The organism is Streptomyces sp. NPDC006643, from assembly GCF_042870175.1.
In the GTDB taxonomy this organism is placed as follows: Bacteria; Actinomycetota; Actinomycetes; order Streptomycetales; family Streptomycetaceae; genus Streptomyces.
This window is the reverse complement of record NZ_JBIAHA010000006.1, coordinates 164,119-186,160: the sequence shown is the minus strand read 5'-3', so window position 1 is coordinate 186,160 and position 22,042 is coordinate 164,119. Positions and strand designations below refer to the sequence as shown.

The window sequence follows — 22,042 nt, the reverse complement described above, 5'->3', positions numbered from 1 at the left end:
CACTTCCCCGTAAAGCGCTGTCCGCGCTCTCGTCCGCCAACGACGGAACGACGGAACGACGGAACGACGGAAATGATCGAAAGGATGGAAAGGGCGTATATGGCCACGATCCCGGCCCCCTCGGTCTCCATCGGGAAGCCCGCTGTCGCGGCTCTCGGCATGCTCGCGGTCGCCACCGGCGCCCTGGAGTCGGTGGTGACTCCGACACTCCCGCTCCTGCAACGGGAGTTGGACATGAGTCCGGCCGAAGGGGCGCTGCTCAGCATCGTTCTCCTCATCACCGGCGCGCTCATCACGCCGGTCGCGGGCAAGTTCGGCGACCGCTACGGCGGTAAACGGGTCCTGATCCGGCTGATGGCGGTGGTCTCCGCCGGGGGCCTGGTGTCCGCCCTGGCGCCGAACCTGCCCGTGCTGCTGCTCGGCCAGGTGTTACAGGGAGCGATGGTGGGCGCGCTGCCCCTGTCGTTCATCCTGGTGCGAAAACACCTCCCCGCAGGCGAGTCGAAGGTGGCCATCGGGGTGGTCAGCGGGCTGTTCGTGGGGGGCGGGATGGCGGGAACGCTGGCCGCAGGACCCGTCGCCGAAGGGCTGTCCCGGCACTGGATGTTCGCGCTGCCGACGTTCGCGGTCATCGGGTCCACCCTGCTGCTGAACAGGCTGATGCCCGACGATCAGCCGGCCACGTCGGACGGCACCGGAATCGACTGGCCCGGTCTGGCGCTCCTGAGCGGGACGCTGGTCACGCTGATGCTCGTGCTCTCACTGGCGACGGACATCGCCTCGCAGCCACTCGTACTCGTCGCCCTCGTCCTTCTCCTGGCCGCCTTCGGGAGCGGCTGGGTGGCCGTCGAGCGTCGTGCGGCGGCGCCGATGGTCGATCTGCGCATGCTGGCACGGCCCGCGGTGTGGAAGTCGTGCGTGCTGACGTTCCTGATATGCGTCGGCACCTCGGCGGCGGTCTATCTCGTACCGCAGCTGTTCGATGTGTCCGGTGACGGGTACGGCTTCGGGGCCGGCGCCACCGAGATCGGCTTCTTCCTGCTGCCCGGCGCCGTGGCCGCGACGCTGGCCGGGCCGCTCGGCGGGATGGGGGCGCGACGGTTCGGCTCGCGTGCCGTGGTCGCCACCGGCGTCGTCATGATGGCCGCCGGCCTGCTCGCCCTGGCGGCCGTACACACCGAGATCTGGCATCTCGTCGTCGGCAAGGCGCTGGTCGCCCTCGCCAACGGCCTGTGCGTCACGGCGCTGGTGACCACCACCGCCACATCCGTCGACCAGAGCGACACCGGCATCGCCACCAGCCTGGTCCTGGTGACTCGCGTGATCGGGTTCGCCGTGGGTGTGCAGCTCAGCGGGGCGCTCCTCACCGCCGCCACCCCGTCCGGCTCGGACATCCCCGCCGAATCCGGCTTCGTCACCGGCTTCGTCGTCGCCGGCGCCCTCACGGCGCTCTCCCTGCTTGTCGTCCGCACCATGAACAGAGGAGCCAAGGAATGAAGAACAAGGTCCTGATCTCCGGGGCCGGCATCGCGGGCCCCGCCCTCGCGTACTGGCTGAACCGCTACGGATACGCGGTCACGGTGGTCGAGAGAGCAGCCGCACCACGGAGCGGCGGCTACCCCGTCGACATACGTGGCACCGCACTTGAGGTCGTCCGCAGGATGGGAATCCTGCCCCGGCTGCGGGACGCGCACATCGACCTGCGCCGGCTGACCTTCCTCGACGGTGACGGCGGCACGGTGGCCCGTCTCCACCCCCACACCGTCACCGGCGGTGTCGCGGGACACGATCTCGAAGTGCGCCGCGGGGATCTGACCGCAGCCCTGTACGCGGCGGTCCGTGACGACGTGGAGTTCGTCTTCGACGACTCCGTCGCCACCCTCCACGAGAGCGCCCGCGGTGTCGACATCACCTTCCACGGGGGCGGCAGCCGCACCTTCGACATGGTCGTCGGAGCGGACGGACTGCACTCCCACACCCGGGAGTTCCTGTTCGGCCCCGAGGAACCGTTCCACCACTACCTCGGATACGGCTTCGCCATCTTCACCGTGCCCAACACCCTCGGGCTCTCCCACGAGACCGTCATGTGGAACACCCCCGGCAGAGCGGCGGCGCTCTACGCCGTGGGGCACGACGAACCTGTCCACGCCTTCCTGAACTTCGCCCGCCCCGCACCACCCTTCGACACCCTCCGTGACCCGGAAGCCCAACGGGCCCTGGTCGCCGAGGTCTTCACCGGCGCGGGCTGGGAGATCCCCGGCATGCTGGCCGCCATGCGCGACGCGGACGACGTGTTCTTCGACGCGGTCGGCCAGATCCGTATGCCCCGCTGGTCGGGCGGCAGGATCGCGCTGGTGGGCGACGCCGCGTACGCACCCTCGTTCCTCACCGGCCAGGGCACCAGCCTCGCCCTCGCCGGCGCGTACATGCTCGCCGCGTCCCTGGCCGACCGCGACCACACCGCGGGCTTCGCCGCCTACGAACACGACACCCGCCCGTTCGTGACGGCGAACCAGGCACTGGTGGCCGAGGGCGGCGCCACCCTCTTCCCGACCACCGCCGAGTCCCTGACCCGGCGCAACGAAAGGCTCCGCACCCTCCACACCCTCCCCCCGCCACCACCCCGCCCGGCCCACTCGTCCCTCACCCTCCCCGGACCGCCCCCCACCCCATGAGCCCATCGGCGCGGGGCGGCTCAGGGCTTTCGGGCCACCGCCCCGTACATGGCGATGTCGCGGCCGTCGATGCCGGCCTGTTCAGGGCCGGGGCGCCAGGTGTGCACCTGGGTGACTCCCGGTTCCTGTAGCTCAAGTCCGTCGAAGAACGAGGTGGCGGTGGGGAGATCGCGCAGCGCCATGGGCATGTTCTGCTGCCGGTACTCCTCCGCCACCCGGTTGACTTCCTCGGGCGCGAAGTCGGCGGTGCCGATGGTCATCGCGAGATAGCTGCCGGACGGCAGCGGTTCCAGCAGCCGGTTGACCAGGCGCCGGTCGTCCGGGGGCAGGATGAAGTGCAGGATGCCGATCAGCATCAGGCCGACGGGCCGGTTCAGATCGATGAGGTCACGGAACTCGGGGCTGTCCAGAATGGTGTCGGGGTCGTGCATGTCCGCGTCCACGTATGCGGTGGCCCCCTCGGCCGAGCTCTGGAGCAGGGCGCGGGCGTGGGCGAGGACGACGGGGTCATTGTCGACGTAGACCACATGTGATTCCGGCGCGACCTCCTGCACGACCTCGTGCAGATTGGGCGAGGTCGGCAGACCGGTCCCGACGTCGAGGAACTGGCGGATGCCTCGCTCCTCGGCGAGGAAGCGGCCGGCGCGGTGCATGAACCGGCGGTTCTCCATCATGTGGACGGGCAGCGCGGGCCAGTGCCGGCACATGGCGTCGCCCGCTTCGACATCAACGGGATAGTGATCCTTGCCGCCCAGAATGTAGTCGTACACCCGGGCGGAGTGGGCGCGCGAGGTGGCAAGTCCGCTCTGTCGATCGTGCGGAGCATTCATGCGGCGCCTCTCTCGGTCAAGGACGGCTCATCAAACGTACAAACGTGATGTTCCGGTCGCAAGCGAGGGCGGCGGGAGCAGCGGGCACAGCCGGATGCGGACGCAGTCGCCGAGCCGGCCGCATCACCGCTCCCTCCGGGCGTGCAGCGCGATCACGGCGATGTCGTCCCAGCGGTTCTGGACGGGCGGCAGCAGCCCCCGGATCAGGGTCGGCTGGGACACCCCCCTGCGGACCAGCGCGTCGGTGTGCTCACGCAGGCGCCGCAGACCGTCACCGATGTCCGTGCCCGGCACTTCCACGAGTCCGTCGGTGTAGAGCACCAAGGTGTCGCCCTCCCGGATGACCGCGTGGAGGTCGGTACGGGGCAGGGCCTCGCCGACGCACAGCGGTGGGTCCGAGGCCGTGAGGTCGTGCAGATACCGCGACGGCGCGCCGGCCGGGATCAGCAGGGGTGGCGGGTGGCCGGCGTTGGACAGGGCGATGTGCCAGGCGTCGTCCGCCTGCCGGCGCAGGACCGCGTGCACCGCCGTGACCATCGACGGGCTGTCGAGCGCCTGCACGATGCGGTCGAGCCGGCTGAGGGTGGCCGCCGGGCTGGCGGCCGGGCCGCTGTCGTACGCGAGCCCCCTCAGCATGCTGTTGACACGCCCCATCGCGGTGGCCGCGTCCACGTCGTGACCCGCGATGTCGCCGATGGACAGAGCGAGTGAGTCGGCCGTGAGCCGGACGGCGTCGTACCAGTCGCCGCCGACCTCGGCGGCCGAGTCGGCCGGATGGTAGAGCGCCGTGATGACGAGACCTTCGACGGACGGCGGTACGGCCAGGAAGGACTGCTGGAGTACGAGGGCCATGTCGCGGATGTTCTGTAGCTCCATCGTCCGGCGCAGAGGTCCGCTCATCTGCTGGAAGACGTCTTGCAGCAGATACAGGTCGCCCTCGTCCGACGGCGGGTTGCCCCGGCAGGTCGCTGTGGTCGCCAGCGCGACGGTCCGGCCGTCCACCACGACCGGCAGCAGCGCCACGCTTGTCGCGTCGGCCTCCCGCAGCCACCGGACGGAGACCTTGGAAAGGCTGTCCTCGGGCGGTTTCCCGGGCGGGAAGGTCAGCAGCCCCGCCTCCTGCCTCTCGATGGCTTCCTGTACGGCCGGCCCCAGCAGGAAGTCCGCGTCCAGCGGATGCATGGGAGGCAGCCCGGGTGCGAGCCCCACCCGCTCCGCCGACGCCGTGGCCGGTACGCCCTCGGAGGTCCGAAACGCGGCTTCGCCGCCGTCCCGTACGCGGAAGACGGCGACGGCGTCGGCAAGCTCCGGCACGACGGCCGCCGCACTGGTCAGAAAGGCCTCGGACAGGTTGTGCGCGGCCGGTACGGGTGCCATCCGAGCCAGCAGCTTCTCCCGCATACGGGTGCGCCAGTGGTCCTCGGCATCGGTGGCCGTACCGACCCACTCCAGTTCCCCGCTCCGGTCCAGGACGGGTGCGGCGATGATCTTGATGTGGCGGAAACGGTCGGGGGCTTCCTCAAGCCGTACTCGTACGATCGTGTCGAGGGCGGACCGCTGCTGATTGGCCTTGCGCCACGCCCGCTGGAACCAGTCCCGGTCCTTCGGATGCACCGCGTCCATCCATGAGCTGTCACCGTCGGGGTGCCACAGCCGCTCCGGCATCCCGCTGCCCATCAACAGAGTGACGACCCCGTCGGCCGACAACGCCCAGACCGACTGCGGCACGGCGCCCAGGAGCGCTTCGTACCGTCTGAGGAGGAACGCTTCATTCACCGCCCCCTCCCCGCTGCCGGGCCGACGCCCGCACGGAGCGAGCCGCCATGACCGGCGGCCCTTTCGGCCCCTTGGGACCCTTCGGCCCGGGTCCGCCGGACAGGACCCGCCACCGCCTCCTGGCAGCCCTCCGGGCCCGGCTCTGCACCGGACACCAGCGGATCATCGCCTCTCATGCTTCGATCATCCCCCGCATGCGGTCCAACAGCACGCCACGCCCCGGCCCACCGCTCACACGACGACGCCCGCGACCACGCCCGCGACCCGCGTGCACGTGGGCCCGCTGCCATGGATGGCGTCGCTGTTCACCGGTTCGGGTGTTCCCGGTCGACGGTTACCGCGTATGCGCTGTCGCACGCCGATGATGGAGTTCTGTCCTGCCCCGTGAGCCCGACCCGGGCCGATCCGAGGGGCGGGAGCGGGCCATGTCAACGGCGCTGTGTGTCCTGGCGCGAAGGGAGCATTGTGCGAGGCAGGGAACGACCGGCAACGGCCCAGAAGGGCCATCCGTACGGTCGTCGGCCCGCCGGTGGGGCGGCCGACGCGCTGTGGGACTGGTCGAAGTCCGCCACTCGCCATGCCCGCCTGATCCGGCTGGCGCGGCGGCTGCCCGGGGCCGGCTCCGCCACGGCGTACCGGTTCGGACTGGTCGAACGGCCCCACTACGCGTACGGGATCCGCCGGGCCACGGAGCTGGCGGCGCGGCTGGGACACCGCGGCGTCACCGTCGTGGAGTTCGGAGTGGCCGGCGGCAACGGGCTGCTCGCCCTTGCCGCGCACGCCCGCTACTACGCGGCGGCCACCGGGGTGGCGGTGCGGGTGGTCGGCTTCGACAGCGGGGGCGGCATGCCCGCACCGAAGGACCCCCGGGACCTGCCGTACCTCTTCGGGCCCGGCTTCTACACCATGGACCACGACCGGCTGCGGGCCCGCCTCGGCGACGCGGTCGAACTCGTGATCGGCGACCTCGCCGAGACCCTGCCCCACTATCTCACCACCCGCGCGCAGGAGCTGGGCGACCACCCCGTGGGCTTCGTCAGCCTCGACCTCGACTACTGCTCGTCGACGGCCGCAGCCCTCGAACTCTTCCACGGCCCGGAGCACACGCACCTGCTGCCGCGGGTCACGTGCTACCTGGACGACCTCCCCGGCACCATCGGGCAGATCGGCGAAGCCGCGGCCGTCGCCGACTTCAACACCGCCCACCCCGACCGGCCCATCGGACAGGTCCTGGGCCTGCGCTCCTTCACCCCCTTCGACCCGCCGTGGGCCGACCAGATCTACGCCCACCACCGGCTCGACCACCCCGACTACGCCTACCTCGAAGCCGGCGCGACCGGCGACCAACTCCCCCTGGACCACTGAACCGCTGCACCGGTGAACCCGCCACGAGCCCCGCCCGCTTCTGCTCGTGGTCGAGGGGCTTCTTGCGGCGGGTCCGCCCGGTGGCCTGCTCGGGAGTGATACGGGCCCGGCATGCCTCGATCGCCGAACTCCGGGTCATCCCCACCGACCAAGCCTGACGACCGTACGAGACGACGGCCGCACGAGAAGGAGTGTCCGATGAAGCACGTAACACTCGGCGGGCTCGATGTGTCGCGCATCGGCCTGGGAGCCATGACCATGGCCGGCACCTACACGACGGGCGGTGAGCTGGACGACGAAGAGTCCGTCCGTACCATCCACCGGGCGCTGGACCTCGGGGTCACCCATATCGACACCGCCGAGATCTACGGCCCCTTCCACAGCGAGGAGGTCGTCGGCAAGGCCGTCAAGGGCCGGCGCGACGATGTCGTCGTGGCGACGAAGTTCGGCATGTACTCCCACTGCGGTGGCGGCCCCGGTGTGATCGACAGCAGCCCCGGCAACGTGAGGACCGCGGTCGAAGGCTCCCTCAAGCGCCTCGGCACCGACCACATCGACCTCTACTACCAGCACCGCGTCGACCCGAACATCCCCGTCGAGGAGACGGTCGGCGCGCTGTCCGAACTGGTCACGGCGGGCATGGTCCGCCATATCGGGCTCTCCGAGGCCGGCCCCGCCACGATCCGCCGTGCGCACACCGTGCACCCGGTGGCCGCACTCCAGACCGAGTACTCCCTGTGGACCCGTGACGTCGAGGCCGAGATCCTCCCTCTCCTGCGCGAGCTGGGCATCGGATTCGTGCCCTACTCGCCGCTCGGCCACGGCCTTCTGACCGGCCGGATCCGCTCCGTCGACGACTTCCCCGACGACGACTGGCGCAAGGCCAATCCGCGCTTCACCGGGGAGAACTTCCGGCGCAACCTGCGCATCGTTGACGAAGTACAGGCCATCGGCGCCGAGATCGGAGCGACCCCGGCCCAGACCGCGCTGGCCTGGCTGCTGACCCGCGGCCACGACATCGCCCCCATCCCCGGGACCCGGCGGGTCTCCCGCGTCGAGGAGAACACCGCCGCGGACGGCATCGAACTCAGCGCCACCCAGCTCGACCGCCTGAACAACCTCACCCCCGCCTCGGGCGAGCGCCACAACGAGGCGGACATGGCCACCGTCGACCGCTGAGCCGCACGGCATCGAGCGGCAGATCGAGCGCCCGTCCCGACCAAGCGCCCCGTCCCGACCAAGTGCCCGACCAAGTGTCCGACCAGGTGCGCGGCCGGGCACTGGGGACACCGCGGTCGGTGACCGCGCGCGTGAGAACGTCAGTCGAGATGCCCACTCGTCACGGACCGGTTGGCCCCGCTCTGCTGCGGCAGCAGGTTGGTGGTCGGCAGCCCCTCCGGCGCCTGGCCCGTGGGCTTTCTCGGCTCCGGCGCGCGCCGGAGCCCGCTCCGTGCCACCTGCCCGCACAGGCGTCGCAGTGCGAGGTAGAAGCGATCGGGCAGGAAGACCAGGTCCGCGACGATCATCGCGCCGGAGAAGAGCGGCAGCCCCATGAGTACCGCGATCCCGATGTGCATGCCCAACAGCATGGCGAGGACGGGGTACTTGAGCCGTCCGAACAGGACGAACGGGAACGCGACCTGGAGGAGCACGGTCGCGTAACCGGTGATCGCGAGCAGTACGGTCTGCTCGTCCGCGATCTGTGAGAGCGCGGGCCAGGGCCGGAAGAGGTCGAGGTTCAGCACGTAGTGCAGGGCGGTGCCGCTGCCCCAGGTGCCACCCTGCACCTTGTACAGGCCGGCCGATCCGTAGAGGAAACAGACCTGGACGGCGATGACGATCAGTCCGCAGTTGTGCAGCACCGTGACCAACACGGTCCGGGCGGCGCGGAGTTGACCGATCGGCTGTGGCGTACGGCCGGCGTCCGCCGCCGCGTACCGGGCCGCTCTGCGCGCGTCCAGGGACCACCGCCGGCCGCAGGCGGTGAGGACGAGGTAGAAGGCCATCAGCAGGATGAGGTTGTCGCCGCCGTCGGTCATGAAGATGGACCGCGAGTGGAACGAGGCCACGAGGACGGCGAAGAGGACGGAGATGGCGCGGGTCCGCCAGCCGAGCGCGAACAGCGCGGAGGTGACGACGGCGAGCGCGTAGCAGAGTTCGAAGTAGGTACGGCTGTCGGAGAGGGCGAGGATGCTGGCCCAGCCGGTCTGGTCGTAGAGCTGCGCCGCGAGTTCCGGTGTCCAGGGCGAACCGGGTCCCCAGATCTCGTCGCGATGGGGGAACTCCCGCAGCAGGAAGCCCAGATAGAGCAGGCCGTAGCCGATGCGCAGCCCCGCGGTGGCGTACAGCGAGATCGGCCGCTCGGTCAGGAGGGCGTACAGACGCCTGGTCCGGTCGCGCGCGGAGAGCTGTTCAGTTGCCATCGGGGGTCACCTTCCACCAGGGCAGGAGCCGGGTCTCGGGGGATTTCGGCGGCCCCTGGGCCGTCCGCGTACCGTCCGCGCTCCGGGCGGCGATGGGCGTGGTGACGACCCGGAGCTGAATGAACCCGGCGCCTTTGCCGAGGCGGTCGGCCGTCCGGGCCACCGCGATGTTGCGCAGATACTTCTGCATCATCACGGCGCGGGCGGAACGCGACTCGTCGCTCCCGCCGTGCAGTTCGAGGTACGACGTCCAGGCCCGGCGCAGCTCGTTCTGCGCGGTGTGGCTGGGGAACGGGCTGTGCTCGACCGCCGCGTTGTCCACAGCCGTCAGGTCGAACCACCCACTCACCTGGACTGTGCCGTCGGCAGTGGTGCGCGCCGTGCGCGCGGAGATCTGCCGGTTGACGGAGTCGGGGTCAGGCGCGAAGAGCCGCCAGTTCTGCTCGAAGAGCGGATAGACCCAGGCGTTGATCTGCCGGCTGTAGCGCTGCGAGACGGCGTTGGAAGGCGCGATGTGCAGGAACACGAGCGCCGCGTGGGCCAGCACGGTCGCCAGACACAGGAATACGACGGTACGCACCCCCGCTCTCAGTACGCGCGAAGTGGCCGGTACTCCGGCGGTGCCGGATTTCCGTGCCTCCGCCGATTCCGGTCTCCGAGCCGTGTCGGCAGTTCTCACGGCTTCAACCGACTCAACTGACTCAACCGAGTCAACCGAGTCAGCCGATTCCGCCGGCTTCACCGACTCCATCGATTCCGCCGACTCCACCGATTCCACCGAATCAATTCCGCCCGGCACCGGCACCCACCCTGTCTTTTTCATATCAGCTACTCACGCCCGGAGTTTTCGCGGGGTTTTCTGGGGGCGCCGCGCGGCGGAATCGAGAGATTCCACCGCGCGGCGCGATCCGTGGTCCGGCTGTTTGTCAGGCCTGGTGCTCGGGCTTGTCGCCGTAGCCGCCGTGCTCCGGGGGCTTCTCGCCGTAACCGCCCTCGCCGTAACCGCCTTCGTCGTGGCCGTAACCGTGGTCCGGCTTCCCCGGGGGCTTTCCGCCGTGGCCGTGGTCCGGCTTGCCCGGAGGCTTTCCGCCGTGGCCGCCACCGGTGTGACCGCCGTGGCCGCCGCCGCTGTTTCCGCCGATGGTGTTGCCGACGGTGTTCCCGCTCGTATTGCCGGTCGTGTTGCCCGCGATGACCCCGCCCGGGGACCCGCCGGTCGTACCACCCGTGGTGCCTCCGGTGGTGCCGCCGGTCACGACGCCGCCGAGGACGCCGCCGAGCACGCCACCGGTGTTGGTGCCGGTCGTTCCGCCGCCCAGCACACCGCCGAGCACGCCGCCGAGGACGCTGCCCGTCGTTCCGGTGGTGGTACCGGTCGTGGTGCCCGTGGTCGTACCGGTCGTGGTGCCGGTCGTCGTCCCGGACGTGGTGGTGCCCGCGCAGGTGGCGCGGGTGATGCGGTTGGTGTCCAGGGTCACCGAGCCGTTACGCGCCAGCGCACGCCCGTCGATGGTCGCCCCGGTCGTGGCGCTGATCGAGGTCAGGGCCAGGATGTTGCCGATGAACGTCGAGTTGGTGCCCAGGGTGGCCGAGCTGCCGATCTTCCAGAACACGTTGCACGCCGCCGCGCCGTTGATGAGCGAGACCCGGCTGGCGGAGGCCGTCGTCAACCCGGAGCCGACCTGGAAGACCCAGACGGCGTTGGGGTCACCCTGCGCGTCCAGCGTGAGGGTGCCGGTCAGACCCAGCGTCGAGGACGCGGTGTAGACACCGGGAACGAGCGTCAGGCCGCCGGCGTCCGGCGGGAGCGCCGCGTCCGTGGCCTGCCCGGCGGCGTTGTTGTACGCCGCCACCAAGTCGGACTTGGCCTGGAGAGCCACCGCGTCCGCGGAGTGCTGCGCGCCGTTGACCAGGCCGGGCGGGAAACCGCTGATGGCCGTTCCGGGGCTCACACCGATATCACCGGTGATGACCGACGGGCCGGTGTTGGTGATCGACTCACCGGCCAGAACGGCGAATGCGTCGGCGGTGCCGAGGGGGACGGGTGTGGCGATGGCGAGCGCCTGGCTCGGTGTGACCGCGACCATCGCGGCGGCAACGGTGGCCGTGAGCGCGGCGGTGAGCCAGCCGGAAATGGATCGTTGTCGTGCCATGCCACGGATATTGAGCTTCATCGAGACCATTTCTTTGGGAGACGGGGGCCGGCCGGGCCGCTACCGATCGCCCGGAAAGCCTTCATTCTGTCGCGGGCAGATTACGCGTGAATATGCCTCGGATGGGAATGCTTACAGACGAGTCTCGGCGGTTTCTGTTATCCATATAGTGAGAAGATTCCGCAAACGTTCGGGTCGCGAGTGACGTATTTCTGCAAGGATTTCGATTGTGCAGAATTGATTCTGCGGCAGTAATCAGTGACATGCCCGGCCGCTTCTTCGAACGCGTGCGAAGAAACGACTCACCTCAGGCTCGGGGCCCCGGCCCCTCCGCGAACCCGGCGGCGCACGAGGCTGTCCGCCCGGCGTGGCGGAAGCGCTCAGGAGAGGCTTGATGTTGATCGCCCACCATGCCGATAAGCCGCCGATCCGCCGACCCGCGGGGACGGTCGGCGCGAGGCCCGCGCGAGGCCCGCGCTGGTAAGGTTGGGGCACGCTTGCAGAGAGCCTGGGCCCGTACCGGACAAGGTACGGGCCCAGATCCGTTCAGGGCGCCGAAACGAGGAACCCCCAATGAAGGCGAAGCATTCGTCCTCCGGTCGCTCCGGACCCGGCAGGTCCGACCAGGGCAAGGGCCCGCACGGCGAGCTCTCGGTGCCGGGAGCACCGGCGCCCGGCCTCCCGCCGGCCGGCTCCTTCGCGGAGCTGGAACTGCCGGCCGAGCTGATGAGGGTGCTGGCGGAGCTCGGGATTCGGGAGCCGTTCCCGATCCAGGCGGCCACCCTGCCGAGCGCGCTGGCCGGCCGGGATGTCCTCGGCCGCGCGCGGACCGGCTCGGGGAAGACCCTCGCCTTCGGGCTCGCGCTTCTCGCACGTACGGCGGGCCGGCGCGCCGAGCCGAAGCGCCCTCTCGCGCTGGTCCTGGTGCCGACCAGGGAACTCGCGCAGCAGGTCAGCGAGGCACTGGCCCCCTGCGCGGAGGCGCTCGGGCTGCGCTCGGCGACCGTCGTCGGCGGGCTGGCGATCAGCCGGCAGGTGGCGGCGCTCCGGGCGGGTGCCGAGGTCGTGGTGGCGACGCCGGGACGGCTGACCGATCTCGTCGCCCGGCGGGACTGTCACCTGGACCGGGTGCGGATCGCCGTGCTGGACGAGGCGGACCAGATGTGCGACATGGGTTTTCTGCCGCAGGTCTCGGAGATCCTGGACCGGACGCCGCCCGGCGGGCAGCGGATGCTGTTCTCCGCGACGCTCGACCGCAACGTCGATCAACTGGTCAGGCAGTATCTGAGTGAGCCGGTGTTCGCCGCGGTCGATCGGGCGGAGGGCTCGGTCGCGACGATGGAGCACCACGTACTGAACGTCCATCCCGCCGACAAGTACGTGACGGCCACCGAGATCGCGGCTCGGGACGGGCGGGTGCTGATGTTCCTGGACACCAAGCACGGTGTGGACCAGTTCACCCGCCACCTGCGGAGCAGCGGCATACAGGCGGGCGCTCTGCACAGCGGGAAGTCGCAGCCGCAGCGTACGCACACGCTGGCCCAGTTCAGGGACGGGAAGATCACGGTGCTGGTGGCGACCAACGTCGCTGCCCGTGGCATCGACGTCGAGCACCTGGACCTCGTCGTCAACGTGGACCCGCCCGCCGACCCCAAGGACTACCTCCACCGCGGCGGGCGCACCGCGCGTGCCGGGGAGTCCGGCAGCGTGGTCACGCTGGTCACGCCCGGCCAGCGCCGGGACGTGAACCGCATGATGTCGGAGGCCGGGATCCGGCCCACGGTCGCTCAGGTTCGCTCCGGCGAGGAGAGGCTGACCAGCATCACCGGCGCGAAGCGCCCACCGGTGGAGAACGGGGCGAAGACCGGCAACGCGCCGTTCCGGGGTCTGGGTACCCGCTCGGGCCGCCCGCCGAAGGAATCCCGCAAGGCCGCGGAGGCACGCACGATGGCGGAGGCCCGCAAGGCCGCCCGAGCACGCAGGGCCCACTGACGCGCCGTACGGAAGTCAAGGAGTGCCGATGCCGAACAGGGTCCAACGCCCCCAGGAGGAAGCCGAGTTCGAGTTCATCCTGACGAAGGCGGACGTGCCGGTGCTCGCGTACTTCCACGGGGTGTGGCCCAAGGCCGCGGCGGCATGCAAGGAAATGGACGCCCTGGTACGGGAGGTGGCCGACGACTACCAGGGCCGACTGCTCGTCGTCCGCGCCGACATCGCAAGGTGCCCCGGCCCCGTACGGCGTTACGGCGTCACCGACGCGCCCTCCGTGGTGCTGATCAACCGGGGCGAGGCACTGGCGGCCGGCACCGGCCCGATGTCGAAAACAGCGCTCGGGGAGCTCCTGAACGCCCACCTGTGAGCAGGCCGCGCGGGGCTGTGCAGAGCCCTGGTTCAGCGGAGGTCAGGTCCGCCCGCCTCGGTGAGTTCATCGAGCAAGCTGATCGCCTCGTCGGCGTCGGCGTCGGCGTCGTCGGAGACGTCCGAGCCGGTGTGGAGGAACGGTCCGGATGCCTCCTCGTCAGCGAGATGCGGATACTTCTCCAGGAGGAACCGGCGCCGGTACGCCATCTCGGCGGCGTCGACGATCCCTTCCAGAGTGGTCCAGTTGAGGGTCCCTCCGACGAGGATCCCGACTGCGGGTACGGCTTTGCCGAGGCCCTTCTTGGTGAGGCGAAAGCCGAACGCGTTCGCGAACTGCCTGGAGACCTTGGCGACCACGGCGTCGTTCAGGACCTCCCACGTCTTGCCGCGGAACAGTGCCTGGGTGAGCCGCGAGATATCGGCCATCGCGGCGTTCTTGGCGGTGGCCGAACTGGCCGTCCCGGCGTTGACGACAGACATCACGAAGAGCCTCTCGGCAGTCTCTTCGGGGTCGTAGCCGTAAAGCAGCGAGACTTGGCCGACGGCGCGGGAAGCGAGTCCGAGGACGACCGCCGTATCAGCGACGAAAGCACCCGTGATCGCACCTCCCGAAGGCGCTGCCGCGGCGCCGGCGGAGGCGGCGATGACGAGTTGTCCTCCAGAGATGACAAGTCCCGCACCCGCTCCGGAGAGAGCCGCGGCGGCCGGGTAGTACCAGCCGGCCGCCCGTCCACGGACAGCGTCGACCTGCTCCAGGTCGAGGCGGCGCACGTCGGACAGTGACGCGACGCTGTGCCCACGCTTCTTGTGGAGAGCCACCACCCGTTTGGAGGAGAGTCCCGCTCGCGAGACCCGTCCCACCGTCTGCCGCAAGGACTGAACGGCAGTGCCACTCCAGTCCGGGAGGACGCCGGCGGCTCCGCGAGCCCCGGCGCCGACCTTGTGAGCCCCCTTCGCGACCACTTTCTGTCCACGCGAAACCGCCGATTTGGCCCGTGGGCGGTTCTCCAGCTGCTTCGCGGCACGCTTGCCCAGTTCCGCGACGCCGTTGGCCATTTGATCGCCGGCGTTTCGCATCGCTCGGGACAGCGGGCGGCCCTTGAACTGTTGGATTGCGCCCCATGCTTCGAGCTCGTAGTCCGAGGGAACGGTCATGCCGCGACCGTAGTGGCCAAGACTTTGGCGCACCACCGGTTCCGAGGTGCCGACGAGGCCGCACACCCGTTCCACGCCCTGCCGAGGGGCGGCCTGCACGCCGGCGATTCCCGCGCAGCGGTGATGGTGGGTGTCACATTCCCTGGCCCGGTGGTGTCTTCATGCCGCACACGCAAACAGCTGCAAGCGGCTAAGGAGAACACGATGGCGGTACGCGTCCCGAAGGCCGAGCTCCCCGCCGAGCTCCGCGAGAATCTGATCAAGCAGCTCGGTTCCGTACCCGAGCCCAACGAGGTGCTGTGGAACAACCCCAAGCTCGCCGAGGACAACCAGGAGTTCGCGGCCAAGGTGGCCACCTGGGACGCGGCCGACGCAAGCCTCAAGACGTTCGCGCACATGGCCGTCGCGGCACAGATCGGCTGTAGCTGGTGCCTGGACGTCAACTACTTCGCGGCACTGAACCAGAGCCTGGACCTGACCAAGGCGAGCCAGGTGCCGCGCTGGCGGGAGTCGGAGGTGTTCACGCCGCTGGAGCGGGAGGTGATGGAGTACGCCGAGGCCATGACCAACACCCCTACGACCGTCACCGATGAGCTGTCGGCGAGTCTGCTCGGCCGGCTCGGCCCGGCGGCGCTGGTCGAGCTCACCGTGTTCATCGGCTTCGCCAACCTGGCAGCCAGGTGCAACACGGCGCACGGGATCACCTCGCAGGGCTACTCCGACGCCTGCGAGATCCCGCTGGCCGCGCGTCCTGAGACGTCCGACGTCGCGTCGACGGCATGACCGAGGACCCGTTCGTCGCCCATCGCAACCTGCTGTTCACGGTCGCCTACGAGATGCTCGGCTCCGCGGCCGACGCGGAGGACGTGCTGCAGGAGTCCTGGCTGCGGTGGGCAGGGGTCGACCCGTCGCGGGTGAGCGACGCGCGGGCGTACCTCGTCAGGACCGTCACACGCCAGGCGCTCAACCGCCTGCGTACGTTGGCGCGCAGCCGCGAGGACTACGTCGGCGAGTGGCTGCCCGACCCATTGCTGACCAGCCCCGACATCGCCGAGGACGTGGAGCTCGCGGAGATCGTCTCGATCGCGATGCTGACGGTCCTCGAAACGCTCGGGCCGACGGAGCGGGCAGTGTTCGTACTCCGCGAGGTCTTCGAGCTGCCGTACGGCGAGATCGCCGAGGCCATCGGGAAATCCGCGACCGCGGTACGGCAGATCGGGCGGCGAGCCCGCGAACATGTGGCGGCCCGACGGCCGCGGATGCGGGTGAGCAGGTCGGAGCAGCAGGCCGTGGTGGAGAGGTTCCTGCTCGCTTTGCGTACGGGGCAGTTGCAGGAACTTGTGGAGGTCCTGGCGCCGGACTCGCGGCCGCTGCTCTGGCTCCGATCCACGGGGTCGAGCTCGTTTCGAAGGTGCTCGCCCGCACGAACCGGGTGCAGGTCGACCCGCTCACGACGACGTCCGTGTGGCTCAACGGCGCACCCGCGGGCCGCATCGACATCGACGGCGAGCCGTCCACGGCGGTGAGCCTCGTGGTGGAGAACGGCCGGATCACCCGGATCTACTTGGTGAGAAATCCACTGAAGCTCACGAGACTTGACGAACCGGTCAACCTCACCAGGTAGGCCGCCCACCGGCTCTGGTGCCGGTCTCGCCATTCAGGCAGTCCGGCGCGGAACGGCTCGCGCCTCGCGCGAAAGGGCGCCGAAGCCGGGCGTTCTGCCAGCAGCAAGGGCTGGCGGGGCAAGGAATGGTCTGGACACCAAACAAGGCCCAAGTCGCTGACTTGGGCCTTCGTCGTGGAGCGGGTGACGAGAATCGAACTCGCGCTCTGAGCTTGGGAATCCACGGAGCTCTGGGGCACCACAGGGCTCTGAACAGGTGTTACTTGGGTCTATGAACTGTGCTGGCTCCGGTTGGACTGACGGCTTCTGACCTTGGCGTGCCGCCCTGAAGGGCTGGGTTGGGGCAACAGGTCGCTGGCAAATGGCCTTTAGCGATGGTTGGCGATGTCGCGTGACGGTCTTTATGGGGTGTACTTCGGATTGCGAGAGGTCGCTGTTGGCGTCGGGCCGGTCTCGATGGCGGCTGGCGGACAGCTTGACTGATCGAAGCTATGCGGGCAGGCCAGAGCCGCGGCTCGGAGGTTGGCCCCGTTCTTTGCACTGCCTGCGCGAGCAAGGACACCGCGTGGAGCTGTTGTCGCGAGGACGGGGACTGAGCTGCGGCGTGTGCTCGGACGACTTCCGTCGGAAGTCTCGCCGAATGGAAGAGTTCCGGTCTCTTCTGCCTGTTGTAGGCGCGGAATACGGAACTCGGCACCTACTCGGCCAACTCCTTCTCTACTGTGATCGCATGAGCGAAGATAACCCTCTCGTGCTGTCGCCTCTTCGTGCTCTGGTGTCGCAGGAGGAGTGGGCAGAGCTGACCCGATATCGAAACCAGACCTACCTCGCCGGACGACCGCTGCTGCGTCAGGGTGAGAAGGGAAATCACGTACTCGCACTGATCAGCGGGCTGGTGAAAGTCGTCCGAACCGACCGTGACGGGCGGCAGCGACTGCTCGCCTTCCGTGGAACCGGCGAGATCCTGGGCGAGATGGCGCTCCAGGGTGTGGGGGTGCGAATGGCCAGCGTGTGGGCGATAAGCAGATGCAAAGCTGCCCTCGTCGAGGGAGAGGAGTTCCGGCGGTTCGTGGACAGTCACCGACTCGCCTATCCACTCGCTGTGATGGCCTCCCGTCGTCTGCTGGAGCAGACCGAGATCCATGACGGGGCCGTGCACGAGCGGCTTGTCGTGGCCCTGCTTCGTCTGGTCGAGGTGTCCGGCGGGGAGCGATCCTTCGACCTCACCAGGGAAGACCTGGCACAGCACATCGGTGTCGGCCGCAAGGCTGTCAGCAAGGCGCTTGAACGGCTCGGGCAGGACCGGGTGGAGGCCGGGAAACGCCGGATTGAAGTGACCGACTTGGAAGCGCTGCGCGAGATGCTCGCCGGCCGCGTCGAGCCAGGAGCGCGATGTGCTCCACGTCACTCCTCGTCGGGTCCTGCGGCACCGAACGTTTCCGCGCTCCCTGTGAAGCTCGAAACGCGAGCCACCGCACGCACGAGTGCCCCGGCCCGACCTCCGAGAGGTCGGGTGGGCTTCACAGAGGAGTGACATGCGCGAGTTCAGCAGCGAACTGCCCCGCCGAATTGCCAGCCCGTACACCCACAGCCGTCCGCTGCCCGCCTACCGGGGCATCCTGGCGGTAGATGCCAAGGACTTCACGGGACGCCCGGCGATCGAGCACGAAGCCGTCAGCCGGGCCGTGCCCGAGCTTCTCAAGACCGCGCTGTCCAGGGCTGACCTGGGGGACCTCTGGGAGGACCGCAGGTTCCCCGCCTCGACCGGCGACGGCTACGTCTTCGGGTTCGACCCCGAGCGAATGCCCTTCGTGATCCACCCGCTTCTGCTCACGCTTCAGGACGTACTGACCGACTACAACGTCCTGTCCTACGGGGCGGTGCCCATCAGGCTCCGAACCAGTGTGAACGTCGGCCCGCTGCCCGACACGGGGGACGAGTTCAGTGGCAACGGCACGGCCCGCAACGACACGCACCGCCTGCTCGACTCACGTCCCGTCAAGGCCGTGCTCGCCTCTCACAAGGAGAACATCACCCACGTTGCGTCGATCCTCTCCGACCGCTGCTACGAGGACGCCGTCGCCGGTGGGTACACCGGGCGCCATCCCGACCATTTCGTGGAGGTGGCCGCGACGGTCGACGGCAAGCCGTTCTCCCAGCGGGCCTGGATCTACGTACCGCAGCCGTCCGGGCCGCTGTACGAGGAGGCTTCGGACGCCAACACCAGCGAGGAGTCCGCCCCGGAAGCGGCCCGGCCTCGGCCGCATGACGAGACACCGGCTCCTCAGGTGAGGAACAGCGCCCCCAGCGGCAACCTCAACACCGGCACCGTTCACGGCGGACAGAGCGTGGCCAACCACCATGTCGCCGGCGATCACGTCGGGGGGAACAAGGCCGGCCGTGTCCGCGGATTCCAGGGCGACCAGGTCCGCGGCAACAAGTACGAGGGGCGCCAGTGACCCCGGACGGGGAGTCGCCGCCGACGGAGCAGCCCGGTTCGGCACCGGCGCCGCCGCCCGACGACGGGCCGTCGCGTGTCGAGGCCGAGCACGATGTCCCCGAGCTGCTCCACGCCATCGGCGCTGCCGAGCGGGCTTCGCTCTCGTTCGTGTACGCCCCGCGAGGAAACTTCAACTCCGGTGCGGTCCACGGCGGCCAGCGTGTACACAACGGGTCCGCGAACGAAGGGCGGGGGCCACGGGAGGGCAGGGTGCGCGAGGGGCCTGTCCCTGAGGCGGAGGTACGGGCCGCCGCCTTCGGGTTCGCCCGACCCGACTGGTTCAACAAAGCCCTCACGGAGTTGAATGACGGGCCGCTCTTCCTGGCCGGACGGCCGGGTTCGGGCCGACGAACCGCGGCGCTCAACCTCCTGCGCGAGAGCTGTGGGGAAGGAGCCCTGCTGCGGGCACTGGACAGCGTCACCGAACTGGACCGCTGGCAGCCCACCGATCCGTCGGCACGCGGATACCTGATGGACGGCCTGTTCCCGTCCCGGCCCCTTGGCCCCGGTGTCCTGGGCCATGTGCGCTCACTGCTCGACAAGGCCACGGCGCACATGGTGATCATGCTGCCTGATGACGCGGCGCTGCTGCGTCGCCTTGAACAGGACCTGCACGTCCGTCCCGTCCGGTGCGTACCGCCGCCGCCCGCCATGGTCTTCGGCAGCTACTTCGAGGCGGTGGTTCCGGATCAGCGGGAGCGGGAGCGCTTGCTGTCGGCGCTGAACCGGCGTCATGAGCTGAGCGACCTGCTGGTCCCGGAGTTGGTGCCGGCCGAGGTGGTGGAGCTGGTGACAGTCATCGTGACGGCTGACGGCGACCCGGACGCACTCGGTGACCTGGGGGGGCGGCTGAGCTACCGGGCGGAAGAGGAGGTTCCCGAACTCATGCGGGAGTTGCGTGGTGACCCGGACGCCCTGGCCTTCTTGCTGGCAGCCGCTGTCTACGAGGGCCAGGATCACCGACTCGTCAGGGAGGAGGCCATCCGCCTGCTGAAGCTGTCCGAAGGCCGTCTGACGGCAGAGCTGCCTCCGACGGACTCTTCGGGAGCTGAGAAGGCTGGTCGGCCCAACCCGGACTTCGTCTTCCGGCGGTCTTTGACGGAACTGCTGCACGCCGTTCGGGCCGTCCGCCGGGAACGTGAGATCAGCACGGAAGGCGCCTACGCGCACAGCGTGCAAGGGGTCGTGTTCGTTAGGCACCGGCAGGCCGAGGCAGTGCTCAGACACGTGTGGCGTGAGTACGGACAGTTGTCGGACCTACTGGTCGAGTGGCTGCGGGAAGTGGAGCGCACCACCGAACTCACCAAGCCGGTGGGCCAGTTCATGGGCAGGGCGGCGATATGGGGAGGCGGGCGGCGCGCACTGCGGCACATCAAGGCTCTCGCCGAGGCGGACCGCACGACCAGTCGTCTCATCGCGGCGAACGCGCTGGGCATCGCGGCCGAGGACCCGGTACTCGTCGCGGAGGTGCGCTATCGCCTTCAGCGCTGGAGTGTGGCGGCCGACGCCCACCTGCGGACGACAGTGGCGTACACCTGCGGTGCGGAGTTCGGGCTCTCACGCCCGGACCTGGCCCTGCGACTTCTTCACGATCTCCTCCTCGGCGTGCGGAGTCGTTCTGGCCATCGGGGCCAGGACGACGACGGCAAGGTTCTGCTAGCCGTGCGGGTGGCGATGCTGAGTCTTTTCCAGGCCGGTAATGAGGCCAAGGTGTTCGGTCGGCTTGTCGAATGGCTGGACGCGGAGCGATGCGACACGGAACAAGTGCTTTCGGTGTTCGGGCAACTGCTTCAGTCCCCGGGGTGGTTCATGCGGAGACTCGCGGCTGAGACTCCGGAAGCGGGGTCGATAGTGGAATTCGTCCGTCGCGCGTTGAACTCCGAGAGCTCCTTCGACGCGACCTGTGCGGCATTGCTGCGCTGGGCCGACTGGGCGCGTTGGGACGAAACACAGTTCCGCGCGGTGGAGAACCTTTTTGCCGCATTGGCTCATGTGATGCGATTCGGCGAATTTCGATTGTTCGTCGAAATGGATGAGACGGGTGCGGACGGGTGGGCTGGACTGAACACGGCGCGGGCTTCGCTCAGCAGGTGGCGAGCCGGTGAACGAAGGGAGGCAGCATGAGCGACGAGTCGACCGAGCGTCTCTACTTCCGGGTCGCGGGCCCGCCCTGGCGGGAGATCCTCCGCCGACGCTGGTCCGCGACCAGCGACTGGTCCCTGGTACTCAGGGACGAGGCCGGGGAGTACCGCCTCCTCGGCCGTGGTGGGGATCCCGACGCCGCCGGAACTTACGGACCTGCACCGGACGAGGCGGCTCCGCCCGGGCTGGGCGGACGGTACACCGACGTCTTCCGGGTGGACACGATCGAGCACGTGGACACGCGAGCGGTCGCCCTTCCCACCGTGTACGGAACGGAATCTGTGGATCTTTGGGTCTCATGGTGGGTCCATGACCCCGTACGCGTCGTGCACACGAGGACCGCGCACGGTTGGCATGTCGTGCGGACCCGTCTCACCGGCGCCCTGCACCACCTGGCCGAGGCACAGGCGGTGGCCGGCAGCGGGCTGGGGGCCCCGGAGATCATGCAGCACCTCGGCGTGCCGCAGCGCCTGGACGAAACGGGTCTGAGTTACCGGGTGTTCGACGTACGGCTCCGTGAGAGCGGTGAGGAACTGCTGCTCGGTCAGGAGGAGGGCGAGGGAGTTCGCTACTCCTGGACGACCAGCCGTCGTGGGGAGTACGAGTTCTGCCTCCAGGCGCTCAACGCCGGGCCGGTGTCCCTGGCAGCGCTCTGGCTCCTCAGACATCCCGACCAGGTACGCCAGGTGCTGGACTGGTCGGTCGATCACCAGAATCTGCTGAGCCCTCCGCGCAGTGACTGGCAGGAGGAACTGGCCGTACTGCTGGGCACGCTGACCGATCAGGAGCGCAAAGAGATTTCTTACATCCTGCGGGACCGGATCTCCGCGCTCGGGCGTTCCGTACCTGGCGTGGCCACTTGACATCAGGATTCTTGCTCGGCAATCGAATGAATGAGCGGGTGCGCTGTCCGAAGACAGCGCACCCGCTCATTCTTCGTATGAGGTTCCGCGAATCCCTCTCTGTGACCACGCTCACCCGATTTCTGGGCCTCGGGAGCGGATGCGTGGAGCGATACGCGGGATTCTCGATTCGTCC

Annotated in this window: 17 protein-coding genes and 1 pseudogene; 12 read left to right on the top strand and 6 right to left on the bottom strand. The window is 69.2% G+C overall.

What is annotated here, in order from left to right:
• Window positions 1-99: 99 nt before the first annotated feature.
• Window positions 100-1,497 carry an MFS transporter gene (locus ACFYNU_RS10580; protein ID WP_356587622.1) on the top strand — a complete coding sequence of 466 codons (1,398 nt, stop codon included), beginning with the start codon at window positions 100-102 and terminating at the stop codon, window positions 1,495-1,497.
• Window positions 1,494-2,675 (top strand): FAD-dependent monooxygenase, encoded by a 1,182-nt coding sequence (locus ACFYNU_RS10575; RefSeq protein WP_356587620.1) that lies wholly within the window; start codon window positions 1,494-1,496, stop codon window positions 2,673-2,675. Before ACFYNU_RS10580 ends, ACFYNU_RS10575 begins: the two co-directional genes overlap by 4 nt.
• A 20-nt stretch (window positions 2,676-2,695) precedes the next feature.
• Here the strand turns inward: ACFYNU_RS10575 and ACFYNU_RS10570 are convergent, their stop codons facing one another.
• Together ACFYNU_RS10570 and ACFYNU_RS10565 are read right to left on the bottom strand one after the other, a co-directional pair.
• Entirely contained in the window at window positions 2,696-3,505 is an 810-nt protein-coding gene (locus ACFYNU_RS10570) for an SAM-dependent methyltransferase (protein WP_356587618.1), read from the bottom strand.
• 123 nt (window positions 3,506-3,628) lie between these two features.
• Window positions 3,629-5,281 carry a SpoIIE family protein phosphatase gene (locus ACFYNU_RS10565; protein WP_356587616.1) on the bottom strand — a complete coding sequence of 551 codons (1,653 nt, stop codon included), beginning with the start codon at window positions 5,279-5,281 and terminating at the stop codon, window positions 3,629-3,631.
• A gap of 465 nt (window positions 5,282-5,746) precedes the next feature.
• Here ACFYNU_RS10565 and ACFYNU_RS10560 point away from each other — a divergent pair, with 465 nt between their 5' ends.
• Complete coding sequence (locus ACFYNU_RS10560; protein ID WP_356587614.1) at window positions 5,747-6,646, top strand: hypothetical protein; 900 nt, start codon at window positions 5,747-5,749, stop codon at window positions 6,644-6,646.
• Between the two features lie 198 nt (window positions 6,647-6,844).
• The gene (locus tag ACFYNU_RS10555; RefSeq protein WP_356587612.1) at window positions 6,845-7,825 is read left to right on the top strand and encodes an aldo/keto reductase; all 981 of its coding nucleotides are present in this window, start codon (window positions 6,845-6,847) and stop codon (window positions 7,823-7,825) included.
• Window positions 7,826-7,965: 140 nt separating this feature from the next.
• Here ACFYNU_RS10555 and ACFYNU_RS10550 read toward each other — a convergent pair whose 3' ends face one another.
• The 3 genes from ACFYNU_RS10550 to ACFYNU_RS10540 form a co-directional block, all read right to left on the bottom strand.
• On the bottom strand, window positions 7,966-9,069 hold the full coding sequence (locus tag ACFYNU_RS10550) for an HTTM domain-containing protein (RefSeq protein ID WP_356587610.1): 1,104 nt from the start codon (window positions 9,067-9,069) through the stop codon (window positions 7,966-7,968).
• Window positions 9,059-9,649: a DUF5819 family protein gene (locus ACFYNU_RS10545; RefSeq protein WP_356587608.1), complete on the bottom strand. Its 591-nt coding sequence runs from the start codon at window positions 9,647-9,649 to the stop codon at window positions 9,059-9,061. The genes ACFYNU_RS10550 and ACFYNU_RS10545 overlap by 11 nt, the downstream gene beginning before the upstream one ends.
• A gap of 346 nt (window positions 9,650-9,995) precedes the next feature.
• Window positions 9,996-11,243 (bottom strand): ice-binding family protein, encoded by a 1,248-nt coding sequence (locus ACFYNU_RS10540; RefSeq protein WP_356587606.1) that lies wholly within the window; start codon window positions 11,241-11,243, stop codon window positions 9,996-9,998.
• Window positions 11,244-11,795: 552 nt separating this feature from the next.
• On the opposite strand from ACFYNU_RS10540, the gene ACFYNU_RS10535 reads away from it, so the two are divergent.
• Together ACFYNU_RS10535 and ACFYNU_RS10530 are read left to right on the top strand one after the other, a co-directional pair.
• The gene (locus ACFYNU_RS10535; protein ID WP_356587604.1) at window positions 11,796-13,214 is read left to right on the top strand and encodes a DEAD/DEAH box helicase; all 1,419 of its coding nucleotides are present in this window, start codon (window positions 11,796-11,798) and stop codon (window positions 13,212-13,214) included.
• Between the two features lie 28 nt (window positions 13,215-13,242).
• A complete protein-coding gene (locus ACFYNU_RS10530; RefSeq protein WP_356587602.1) occupies window positions 13,243-13,581 on the top strand; it encodes a thioredoxin domain-containing protein in 339 nt (112 codons plus the stop codon).
• Window positions 13,582-13,613: 32 nt separating this feature from the next.
• Here ACFYNU_RS10530 and ACFYNU_RS10525 read toward each other — a convergent pair whose 3' ends face one another.
• Window positions 13,614-14,738: an EcsC family protein gene (locus ACFYNU_RS10525; protein WP_356587600.1), complete on the bottom strand. Its 1,125-nt coding sequence runs from the start codon at window positions 14,736-14,738 to the stop codon at window positions 13,614-13,616.
• 204 nt (window positions 14,739-14,942) lie between these two features.
• Here ACFYNU_RS10525 and ACFYNU_RS10520 point away from each other — a divergent pair, with 204 nt between their 5' ends.
• The 6 genes and pseudogenes from ACFYNU_RS10520 (at window position 14,943) to ACFYNU_RS10495 (ending at window position 21,867) form a co-directional block, all read left to right on the top strand.
• A complete protein-coding gene (locus tag ACFYNU_RS10520; RefSeq protein ID WP_356587598.1) occupies window positions 14,943-15,521 on the top strand; it encodes a carboxymuconolactone decarboxylase family protein in 579 nt (192 codons plus the stop codon).
• Window positions 15,518-16,362 (top strand): annotated as a pseudogene (locus ACFYNU_RS10515) (sigma-70 family RNA polymerase sigma factor). The gene ACFYNU_RS10520 and the pseudogene ACFYNU_RS10515 overlap by 4 nt, the downstream one beginning before the upstream one ends.
• Window positions 16,363-17,092: 730 nt before the next feature.
• On the top strand, window positions 17,093-17,896 hold the full coding sequence (locus ACFYNU_RS10510) for a Crp/Fnr family transcriptional regulator (protein WP_356587596.1): 804 nt from the start codon (window positions 17,093-17,095) through the stop codon (window positions 17,894-17,896).
• 1 nt (window position 17,897) lies between these two features.
• Window positions 17,898-18,821, top strand: a complete 924-nt coding sequence (locus tag ACFYNU_RS10505; protein WP_356587594.1) for a hypothetical protein — start codon at window positions 17,898-17,900, stop codon at window positions 18,819-18,821.
• A complete protein-coding gene (locus ACFYNU_RS10500; protein ID WP_356587592.1) occupies window positions 18,818-20,986 on the top strand; it encodes a hypothetical protein in 2,169 nt (722 codons plus the stop codon). The genes ACFYNU_RS10505 and ACFYNU_RS10500 overlap by 4 nt, the downstream gene beginning before the upstream one ends.
• On the top strand, window positions 20,983-21,867 hold the full coding sequence (locus tag ACFYNU_RS10495; protein WP_356587590.1) for a hypothetical protein: 885 nt from the start codon (window positions 20,983-20,985) through the stop codon (window positions 21,865-21,867). Before ACFYNU_RS10500 ends, ACFYNU_RS10495 begins: the two co-directional genes overlap by 4 nt.
• The last annotated feature ends 175 nt before the right edge of the window (window positions 21,868-22,042 follow it).

Bases quoted from the DNA above. Each gene is read 5' to 3' on its own strand.
- ACFYNU_RS10550 (WP_356587610.1), bottom strand. From the start codon at position 9,069: ATGGCAACTGAACAGCTCTCCGCGCGCGACCGGACCAGGCGTCTGTAC.
- ACFYNU_RS10510 (WP_356587596.1), top strand. From the start codon at position 17,093: ATGAGCGAAGATAACCCTCTCGTGCTGTCGCCTCTTCGTGCTCTGGTG.
- ACFYNU_RS10555 (WP_356587612.1), top strand. From the start codon at position 6,845: ATGAAGCACGTAACACTCGGCGGGCTCGATGTGTCGCGCATCGGCCTG.
- ACFYNU_RS10505 (WP_356587594.1), top strand. From the start codon at position 17,898: ATGCGCGAGTTCAGCAGCGAACTGCCCCGCCGAATTGCCAGCCCGTAC.
- ACFYNU_RS10535 (WP_356587604.1), top strand. From the start codon at position 11,796: ATGAAGGCGAAGCATTCGTCCTCCGGTCGCTCCGGACCCGGCAGGTCC.
- ACFYNU_RS10580 (WP_356587622.1), top strand. From the start codon at position 100: ATGGCCACGATCCCGGCCCCCTCGGTCTCCATCGGGAAGCCCGCTGTC.
- ACFYNU_RS10525 (WP_356587600.1), bottom strand. From the start codon at position 14,738: ATGACCGTTCCCTCGGACTACGAGCTCGAAGCATGGGGCGCAATCCAA.
- ACFYNU_RS10530 (WP_356587602.1), top strand. From the start codon at position 13,243: ATGCCGAACAGGGTCCAACGCCCCCAGGAGGAAGCCGAGTTCGAGTTC.
- ACFYNU_RS10570 (WP_356587618.1), bottom strand. From the start codon at position 3,505: ATGAATGCTCCGCACGATCGACAGAGCGGACTTGCCACCTCGCGCGCC.
- ACFYNU_RS10495 (WP_356587590.1), top strand. From the start codon at position 20,983: ATGAGCGACGAGTCGACCGAGCGTCTCTACTTCCGGGTCGCGGGCCCG.
- ACFYNU_RS10520 (WP_356587598.1), top strand. From the start codon at position 14,943: ATGGCGGTACGCGTCCCGAAGGCCGAGCTCCCCGCCGAGCTCCGCGAG.
- ACFYNU_RS10540 (WP_356587606.1), bottom strand. From the start codon at position 11,243: ATGAAGCTCAATATCCGTGGCATGGCACGACAACGATCCATTTCCGGC.
- ACFYNU_RS10575 (WP_356587620.1), top strand. From the start codon at position 1,494: ATGAAGAACAAGGTCCTGATCTCCGGGGCCGGCATCGCGGGCCCCGCC.